At 29.7% G+C, this 9,816-nt stretch carries 9 protein-coding genes; 3 read left to right on the forward strand and 6 right to left on the reverse strand.

Annotated elements, in window-relative coordinates; genetic code table 11:
- Positions 1-138: 138 nt before the first annotated feature.
- A complete protein-coding gene (locus ACJAX4_RS18850) occupies positions 139-2,487 on the reverse strand; it encodes an AAA family ATPase (protein ID WP_435790979.1) in 2,349 nt (782 codons plus the stop codon).
- A 62-nt stretch (positions 2,488-2,549) separates the two neighbouring features.
- Positions 2,550-2,753: a hypothetical protein gene (locus tag ACJAX4_RS18855; RefSeq protein WP_435790980.1), complete on the reverse strand. Its 204-nt coding sequence runs from the start codon at positions 2,751-2,753 to the stop codon at positions 2,550-2,552.
- A gap of 225 nt (positions 2,754-2,978) precedes the next feature.
- Here ACJAX4_RS18855 and ACJAX4_RS18860 point away from each other — a divergent pair, with 225 nt between their 5' ends.
- Complete coding sequence (locus tag ACJAX4_RS18860; protein ID WP_435790981.1) at positions 2,979-4,577, forward strand: recombinase family protein; 1,599 nt, start codon at positions 2,979-2,981, stop codon at positions 4,575-4,577.
- Between the two features lie 205 nt (positions 4,578-4,782).
- Here the strand turns inward: ACJAX4_RS18860 and ACJAX4_RS18865 are convergent, their stop codons facing one another.
- On the reverse strand, positions 4,783-5,913 hold the full coding sequence (locus ACJAX4_RS18865) for a D-alanyl-D-alanine carboxypeptidase family protein (RefSeq protein WP_435790982.1): 1,131 nt from the start codon (positions 5,911-5,913) through the stop codon (positions 4,783-4,785).
- A gap of 103 nt (positions 5,914-6,016) precedes the next feature.
- On the opposite strand from ACJAX4_RS18865, the gene ACJAX4_RS18870 reads away from it, so the two are divergent.
- Together ACJAX4_RS18870 and ytfJ are read left to right on the forward strand one after the other, a co-directional pair.
- Positions 6,017-6,583, forward strand: coding sequence for a DUF2953 domain-containing protein (locus ACJAX4_RS18870; RefSeq protein ID WP_435790983.1), 567 nt, complete (start codon positions 6,017-6,019; stop codon positions 6,581-6,583).
- The gene (gene ytfJ, locus ACJAX4_RS18875; RefSeq protein WP_435790984.1) at positions 6,576-7,004 is read left to right on the forward strand and encodes a GerW family sporulation protein; all 429 of its coding nucleotides are present in this window, start codon (positions 6,576-6,578) and stop codon (positions 7,002-7,004) included. Before ACJAX4_RS18870 ends, ytfJ begins: the two co-directional genes overlap by 8 nt.
- A 122-nt stretch (positions 7,005-7,126) precedes the next feature.
- On the opposite strand, the gene scpB is transcribed toward ytfJ, so the two are convergent.
- From scpB to ACJAX4_RS18890, 3 genes are all read right to left on the reverse strand, one after another.
- Positions 7,127-7,726, reverse strand: coding sequence for an SMC-Scp complex subunit ScpB (scpB, locus tag ACJAX4_RS18880; protein ID WP_435790985.1), 600 nt, complete (start codon positions 7,724-7,726; stop codon positions 7,127-7,129).
- 1 nt (position 7,727) lies between these two features.
- Positions 7,728-8,468 (reverse strand): segregation/condensation protein A, encoded by a 741-nt coding sequence (locus ACJAX4_RS18885; protein ID WP_435790986.1) that lies wholly within the window; start codon positions 8,466-8,468, stop codon positions 7,728-7,730.
- A 206-nt stretch (positions 8,469-8,674) separates the two neighbouring features.
- Positions 8,675-9,816 (reverse strand): D-alanyl-D-alanine carboxypeptidase family protein (locus ACJAX4_RS18890; RefSeq protein WP_435790987.1); only part of this gene is annotated, 1,142 nt, incomplete at its 5' end.

Raw genomic sequence — 9,816 nt, forward strand, 5'->3', positions numbered from 1 at the left:
TCACACCTCACGATGGATACCTTGTCTTCAGCTAGTGGTTGGTAACTACAGACCCCCACAGTGGACTTTCACCACCTAGTTAATTGCCATGCCTGGCACACTAACAAAAGCTGCTGAAAATTTTCAGCAGCTTTTTCACTATATTATAACAATTTTACCCTGGATTAATTTCATAGATATCTTTGACCCTGAGCCAAATTCATTTTTAAGATATTGTTCCGCAATCTCATCTTCAATATATTTTTGAATAGTTCTTCTTAGTGGCCTTGCACCAAATTTCTCATCGTATCCGGTTTCTAAAATAAAATCTTTTACCTCTTCTGAAATATCCAAAGTCACATTTTTTTCTTGCGCCTCATCAATTACTTCCGTAATCATTAAATCAACTATCTTGCGAAGTTCTGCCTTCTTAAGAAGGGTAAATACAATAGTTTCATCTACTCTGTTTAAAAATTCAGGCCTAAAGGTTTCTTTTAGAGCATCCTTTACATGTGCAGATAACACATCATAGTTACCTTGAACAAAACCAATTCCGCTTGTTTTAAACTGAGTACCTGCATTTGATGTCATTATTATTACAGTATTTTCAAAGAAAACTGTTCTGCCTTGACTATCTGTTAGTCTTCCGTCTTCTAGAATTTGTAGAAGCATATTGAATACATCTGGATGAGCCTTCTCTATTTCATCTAAAAGGATTACTGAATAAGGCTTCCTTTTTACCTTCTCCGTTAACTGACCACCTTGGTCATAACCAATATACCCAGGTGGAGCACCAATTAGCTTTGAAACTGTATGTTTTTCCATGTATTCAGACATATCTATACGAATTAATGCTTCTTCACTTCCAAAAAGTTCACAGGATATCGCTTTAACTAGCTCTGTTTTTCCAACCCCCGTTGGTCCTACAAAAATAAAAGAGGATGGCTTTTTCTTTTTTCTAAATCCTGAGCGGTTACGCCTAATTGCTCTTGATAAACTAATAATAGCATCATTTTGGCCTATAACTCGTTTGTGCAGCCTGCTCTCCAAATTTAATAACTTGCTAGCCTCTTTTTCTGTAATCTTCTGAATAGGAATTTTAGTCCATGATTCGATGACAAAAGCAACATCCTCTAACGTAATTTCAACTTCACTACATGTTTTTTCGATTTTGCTAATATAATCATTTAATTTGAACAATTTCACCTTATATTCTGCAGCTTTTTCAAAGTTTGCAGTATCATCTGCTTCTTTTTTCCCATTTTGGATTTTCTCTAATTCTTCTTTGAGTCCCACAAGTTCCACAAGACCTTTGTTTTTTAAATTAGCTCTAGAACCAGCTTCATCAATAACATCTATAGCTTTATCAGGTAGAAATCTATCTGTAATATATCTCTCAGACAAATTCACAACTTCCTGAATTACCTCATCAGATATTTTAACTTTATGATATTCTTCATAGTATACTCTTATTCCCTTTAAAATTTCTATTGTCTCATTTATACTAGGCTCTTCAACCAGCACAGGCTGAAACCTTCGCTCAAGGGCCGCATCTTTTTCTATATACTTTCTGTATTCTTCTAAAGTGGTCACACCAATAACTTGTATTTCTCCCTTTGCTAACGCCGGTTTTAAAATATTTGCTGCATTCATTGATCCACCCTGAACTTCACCAGCACCCATTATATTGTGTACCTCGTCAATAACTAATATAATATTTCCGCTTTCCTTAGCTTCTTCTATTATTGATTTCATACGGCCTTCAAATTGTCCTCTAAATTGTGTGCCTGCAACTACAGCAGTGAGATCAAGCAGATAAACTTCTGAATTAAATAATTTTTCTGGAACTTGTTTTTCCGCAATTCTCACAGCTAATCCCTCTGCAATGGCTGTTTTGCCTACACCAGCTTCTCCTATTAATATAGGGTTATTTTTTGTTCTTCTATTTAATATCTGTACTACTCTATCTATTTCACTATGCCTACCAATAACCCTATCTATATCCTTTTGATTTGCTTTGTTTGTTAAGTTTATCCCATATGTATCTAAATGCTTTCTCTTTTTTTTAAACAAATTTTTCTTTGATTTATCTTCAGATGATTGCTTGTTTTTCGGTGTAGCCTCAACTTCATCTTCTATAAAATCTTTATTTTCATCTTTAGATCCAAATAAACCATTGAAAACATTTCCAATCATTTTTTTTCCATCACTTTCTGAATCACCAATATCTGAAATATCCAAACCCTCAAGGTTCATATCTTCTAAGTTCATATCTTCTAGATTCATATTTTCCAAATCCATTCCTTTAAACATATTACCCATTTGCTCATTTAAGTTCTCAATGTCATCAGATGATATTCCAGCCTGTTGCATTAATTGATCCATTACAGGAATTCCCCTCTTCTTTGCACATTCCATGCATAATGCCACAGTTTCAGTCTTCCCGTTTTCAATTTTTGAGGTTAATATCATTGCTATATTTTTTTTACATATTTCACATAATTTCATATAAATCATCTCCATATTTTATGTTATATTCAATACTATAATATAATTAGTATATCATTTTTTTATAGAATTTGCTTCGTATATTCAAATTGTTTCATTTTTATTAATAAAATGTCACTCATCATTAGATTTTCTATTAATTCGTTTATTTCTTGAAGTGAAAACTGTGAAGCTAATATCCTTGCAATATTCCTTGTATATTGCTTCGACAAAAGCGCCCCTTGTCCTTGCGTAGGTTCTACCATAATTATAGATTTAACTTTCATTAATTCTCCCCCAAGTAAACTATTATATTATACTATGCTGTTTAGTTTTCATTGTTACAATAAATATATACACAGTTTTATTTAATTAAATCATTTTTACGTAATATTATTTTTTAAAAATACATATGTTATCATGTAAAGATATTATAGTTTACATCTTTTTATTTTTTTATGCTAAGTGAAATTAAATTGCGCTATAAAATCAATTATTAAGGAGCAAATAAATTGAAAACTGCGGCTATATACTCCAGAAAATCCAAGATTACAGCAAGTGGAGAATCAATAATCAACCAAATTGAACTATGCACCCATGAGGGTAATCATTTGGGCATTAACGAGTTTTTAATATACGAAGATGAAGGTTTTTCAGGAAAAAATATAAAAAGACCTCAATTTCAAAAGATGCTTAGTGATGCAAGGGCTAATAAATTTGAGGTGCTCATTTGTTATCGACTTGATAGAATAAGTAGAAATATATCGGATTTTTCTACTCTTATAAAGAAGCTAGATAGTTTACACATAAGTTTTATAAGTGTTAACGAGAAGTTTGATACCTCTACCCCTATGGGCCGTGCCATGATGTATATAGCCTCAGTTTTCTCACAATTAGAACGTGAAACTATCGGTGAGCGAGTTCGCGATAATATGTTAGAACTATCAAAAACCGGAAGATGGCTCGGTGGGCAAACTCCGCTAGGCTATGAAAGTAAAAAAATATCCTATTTAGATTCTGGTCACAAAGAAAAAACTATGTGTGGTTTATCACCTATAAAAGAAGAATTAGCTGTGGTAAAACTTATTTACCAAAAATATTTAAAATATAAATCTATCAGCCAGGTTTTTATCTACCTCTTTAAAAATAACATTAAAACTAAAAATGGAGCAGATTTTAATAAGAAAAGAATTCAACTCATATTGAGAAACCCCCTTTATGTCAGAGCAAATAAAGATGTTATGAAATATCTTGATTTCATTGGCATGAATGTAATTGGATGTGCTAATGAAAAATCTGGTATTCTAACTTATAATAAAAGTAAAGGTGCTCGAGTTAAGCGACTTATAACGGAATGGGTCGCAGCTGTTTCATCACATGAAGGAATTATCGATAGCCCAACTTGGCTTAGAATTCAACAGATACTAGACCAAAACAAAAATAAAGCTCCACGACTTGGTACATCTGCTTCTGCGTTACTTACTGGAACCTTAAAATGTTCTAAATGTGGTAAAAGCATGATTGTTAAACATGGCCATATTAATGCTCAAACCAATAAAAAAACTAAGTATTATGTCTGCGGTACTAAAGATAATTCAAGGGGACTTAGATGTAATAATCCTAACATCCGTGTAGATGAGCTTGAAATTATAGTTATAGATAAATTGAAAAATATTACTATTGACAAAACTCTTTTACTTAAAGAATTAAATACTATAAAGTTTGACCTTATTAAAAATGATGATCTACAATATGAAATATCCAGTTTACCTTCACAAATAAAGATAAAACAAGACCAAATAGATATTCTAGTAAATCACTTATCTTTGGAGAATGACATATCTAAATTTATAAGTCCACAAATATATAAATTAGGAAATGAATTAGAAGAATTAACCCATAAATATGAGAATTCCAAGGCAAACTCAAGTGAACATAATAGTGATAAAAACAATTCAAATAAGTTCGTAACTTCATTAAATGATTTTTCAGATGTTTTTAATCTCTTAGATTTCAATAATAAACGACTTCTAATTAATAGTATTGTAAAATCTATATTTTGGGATGGCACTAAAGGCGAAGTTTTAATAAATTTATTATCTTTAAATTAAAACACTAAACTGCATGTCGCAGTTTAGTGTAGCTAGCACAAAATTCACTTCCTACATCAATACAATCATAGGGTTCATAACTCATACGTATTACCTCCAATGCACTATACTATTAAAATAGCTAAAAATCATAAAATTGTTACAAATTAAACAATAGTCTAAATACTATTAAACTCCGAATAAAAGAATCTAAAGTTGCTATCCACTAATTACCTTGAAAGAAGAAACTTTTAATTTTATTAAATCTACCTTTAAATAAGCCCTTTTTTTTCACGGAGTTTTTAGAAACTAGTTCTTCTGTAAACAGAAGTTTATCATTCTCGTACACATCAACTCTGCCAATCATTTGTCCTTTATTTAGAGGGGCAAAAACCTCATATAAGGGCTTTTTAATTTGAACTTTAAGTTTTGCATCTTTTCTTACTGGGATAATAATATCTCTTTCACTTACTATTTCTACATCACTTGCTCCATCTTTTATGCTAAATTTTTTTAAGGTATTGTTTTTACTAATTATTTTTTTATACTCATAATTTTTTTCAACATATTCACTTATTTTTTTGGTTTCTTTCCATCTAGGAGTAGAATTCAAAGTTATTATAATAACATCTCTATTGCTAATGTTAACAGAAGTTACTAGACATTTTCCTGCCTTTCCTGTAAATCCAGTTTTCACTCCTGTAGAATTTGGTAGAAGCCATAGAATCTTATTTATATTATGATAACTTCTAGTGAAATTGTACTCCTTAGCATCAATGTCTTTGGAGCTTACAATATCGTTAAAAAGCTTTATTTCTTTTGCCTTTGCAGTAATTAAAGCCAAATCATATGCAGTAGAATAATGATTAGTACTATCCAGCCCATGTGGAGACTCAAAGTTACTATTTAGAAGTCCAATCTCTAAAGCATACTCATTCATAAGTTTTAAAAACTCATCAACGCTTCCACTTATTCCTTCTGCTATTGCAATTGCTCCATCATTTCCCGACCTTAGCATAAAACCATATAACAATTCTTTTAAGGTTATTACTTCTCCACTTTTAAATCCAATTTCTGATCCACGCATGTTTGCAGCCTTTTCTGAGATAGTTATTTTCTTGTTTAGATCACCACATTTTATTGCCACAAGAGCAGTTACAATCTTAGTAGTACTTGCAATTTCTATGGGTGTGTACGCATTTTTTTCGTATAAAACAACTTTTGAATCAGCATCTAATGCTATGGAACTAATAGCATTAATGTATATATCATCCGCATACACATTTTGAGCTAAGGTTGAGAACAAAAAAAATAAACACAGAGTTAATAATGTTGATATTTTAAATTTACTTTTCATAATCTTACCTCTTTCAATTTTATTTTAATTATTATATTATATATTGATATTTTTATAGCTTTTTGGTTATAATACCAATTATTAGGTAATAAGGGAGGTTGTTATGTTTATAAGTTTAATAGTGTTTCTTATAACGCTAACAATAATATTATTTCCAGTCCCTCTTAAAATAACTCTCAAATATTCAAAAAAAAATTTAGAAATTTACGTATACAATAAAAAATTACATAGAAAAGAACACAAGAAAAGTAAACCAATAAAAAATCAAAAAAAATCTTCATATAAATCTTATACCTTAATTGATATAAATCTAATCATAAACAAAATTATAGGATTAAAATTTAAACCTACTTTAACTTTAGAAACTAAGTTAGAATACGGTTTTGATGATTCTGCACTTGTAGCAATTTTATTTGGATTAATTCATTCCACATATAGTTTTTTATATTTACTATTATTAAATTTTGTTAACGTAAAAAAAATAAATCACGAAGTCATTCCATACTTTAAACAAAAGAATTTAAGTATTGAAATTTCTAGTATAATTTATACCAATTTAGCAAAAATTATATATATGCTAACTATAATGTTAATTTGCTTTATAAGCATTAACATAAGACATAAAAAAATGAGTTTAGGAAAATATAAAGGAGGAAATGTACATGGATAATCACCCAATTGAAAATTTAATGAGGAGCACCATGGAAAGTATAAAGGATATGATAGATGTAAACACCATTGTAGGAGATCCTGTAGAATCAATAGATGGAACCACAATTATTCCAATTTCAAGAGTATGTGTTGGTTTTGCGTCTGGCGGTAGTGAATTTAACAGCCTTAAATCTTCTGACTCGAGCAATAAATACCCTTTCGGAGGTGGTTCTGGAGCCGGAGTCACCGTAAGACCTGTTGCATTTTTAGTAGTTAAAAAAGATTCAATAAGGCTTTTATCTGTAGATCAACAAAATACATATGATAAAATCGTTGATACTTTTCCACAAATTATCGATATTGTTAAAGGTATATTTAAAGATAAGGGTGAAACAAAATCAGAATGCGATAAAGATGATAAAGAAAATTACGATGAATAATTTATTAACTCTTATAAATTAAAATAATAAATTAAAATAATAAATCCCACTAAAATAAAGTTGTAGATGAAAACCTTTATTTTAGTGGGACTTTTAACTTTATGCATATATTTATGAATAATCTAATTTGTTTGGTCAATTTCAATCTCATGCTTCGAAACTTCATCCACAAAATTTTCTAAGGAGGGAATATCTCGCAAACTATCTAAATCGAAATGTTTAAGAAATTCATCTGTGGTCACATAAATAATCGGCCTCCCCGGAACATTTTTACGTCCACTTTCTTTTATTAATTTTTTTTCTGATAAGGTGTATATACCCCTATCGCTTTTGACACCTCTTATCTCCTCTATTTCCACTCTCGTTATTGGTTGTTTAAATGCAACTATTGCTAAGGTTTCAAGAGAAGCATGAGATAGAGATTGTCTAATATTGGTCTTTAATAATTTTTGTACATATTCACTATTGCAAGGTTTGGTGACAAATTGATATTCATCATTAGTTACAATAATTTTAATTCCTCTGTGATTTTCTTCATATTTTAATCTTAATTCGTCTGTTAACTGCCTTGTAAAATCAACGCTGCATTCTAATATGTTTGCCATCTCCGTTAATTTAAGTGCTTCTCCTGTAACAAAGAGCAGAGATTCAATAATAGAAAAATATATATTTTTAGTAGAAACTTCTTCGATATCTATCGGTTTAATGTTTATTCCATCCATATTAATTTACCCTTTCTAAACGTATATCTTTAAAATTATTTTCTTGAATTACTATTACACTCTGAGTCTTAATCAGTTCAAGCAAAGCTAAAAAAGTAACAATAGCTTCTAATTTTGATGAATATCCACTAATTAAATCTGTAAAATGAACCCTCCCCAAAAAAATAAGCTTTTCTTTAAGTTCTTCCATTTTATCTTCTATTTTATATTCCTCCATTTTAATTCTTTGATTTATAATATTATCAGTATTCATTTTATTTCTAAAGTTTTGCATTAAATCATTGTATAAATTGTATAAACTTACCATCGTAACATTCTTTAAAAAATCCGTTTCCACAATGTTGAAAGTATCCTCTATGATTATTTCAGGTTTCTTACTAAACATTATACCTGCATCCTGTTCCATAATCTTTAAATTTTCAGCTATGTGTTTGTATTTTTTATACTCAATTAATTTATTTAATAATTCCATTTCTATATCATTTTCTTCCTCTTTACTATGCTCATCTTTACTCTTAGGCAACAAATATTTTGATTTAATTTCAATTAAAGTTGCAGCAATAACAATAAATTCTGATGTTACTTCTAAATCCATTTCCACAATGCATTTAAGGTAATCCAAATATTGATTTGTAATTTCAAATATATTAATATCATAGATATTCATCTCATTTTTTTTTATAAGATGTAATAGCAAGTCAAAGGGCCCTTCAAAATTAGTTATTTTTATACTTAATGGCATGTACACTCTCTCCTAATAAAAAATTAATTATAGAGAAATTATAAAAACATTTAATTTCTCTATTGCAAGTTATTCTAATTATAAAGCATCTTTTGTGAAATAACTAGTGAGTTAATTTAAAAATGCAAAAAATCAAAAAGATTAGATTCTAAACAAGTAATTATTGCGTAGAACCTAATCTTTTATATTAAAATTTTAATAACACTCTATATCGCCTTATCAAATAAATCTAATAAATTATTTTTAATATTATCCATCACTCCAGATTTTTTAATATCCCTGTCGCTGTAGATAATAACCTTACCAACTAATTTATTATCAACATATATTTCACAAAATCCAATCGATTTACCTTTTTTATACTCTTTTAAGTCCTTATCTACAACAAACTTCTTAGTAATTTCATTTTTAATTCCTCTTTCTAAAGTTAAATTAAAATCTTCTTGTGCTTTGGCTACTAAGAACTTGTCACCTCTTTTATTTAGTGGTATTTTTTCTAACTCATCATCTTTTGCTATTATTTTTTTAGTTTCGAACTTAGTAAATCCATAGTTCATTAACATGCTAGCATCATTATTTCTAATTTTATAAGTTGGTGCACCCATAATTATCGCAAGCATTCTTATGTTAGATCGCACAGCAGTTGCAGATATACAGTATTTTGCTTCATTTGTAAATCCTGTTTTAAGTCCGTCACATCCATCAAAAAACCTAACAAGTTTATTATGATTTACAAGGCCAATTGGGCTTTTTCTTCCCTCTGAAATAGTTTCCATATATGTTCCTGAATATTTTAATATCTTAGGATGTTTTAGAAGCTCCCTAGACATAATTGAGATGTCATATGCTGTTGTAAGATGTCCCTCTGCACTTAATCCAGTACAATTTCTAAAAGCTGTATCCTTCATACCAAGGCCTTTCGCTCTTTCATTCATCATAGTTACGAAAGCACCTTCACTTCCACCTAAATACTCTGACATTGCTACAGCTGCATCATTTCCCGATGCAATTGCAATTCCTTTTAATATTTCTTCTACAGTTCTAATCTCTCCTGTATCAAGTATCATACTACTTCCACCCATTTTTTTAGCATTCTCACTTATAGTTATTTTGTCTTGTAATTTAATCTTTCCTCCATCTATTGCCTCCATTGCTAATAACATAACCATTATTTTAGTTACTGACGCAGGAGCAAACTTTTCATGAGAATTTTTTTCATAGATTATTTTACCACTTGATGGTTCCATTAATAGTGCTGATCTTGCCTGCACTACAATTCCCTTGTTATCATCATTTTCTCCTTCTGCCAATGCTGAGATTGTAAAAATCTGAGTAGTGTAAAATAATG

This window comes from Clostridium sp. (assembly GCF_051278035.1).
GTDB lineage: Bacteria > Bacillota > Clostridia > Clostridiales > Clostridiaceae > Clostridium_AD.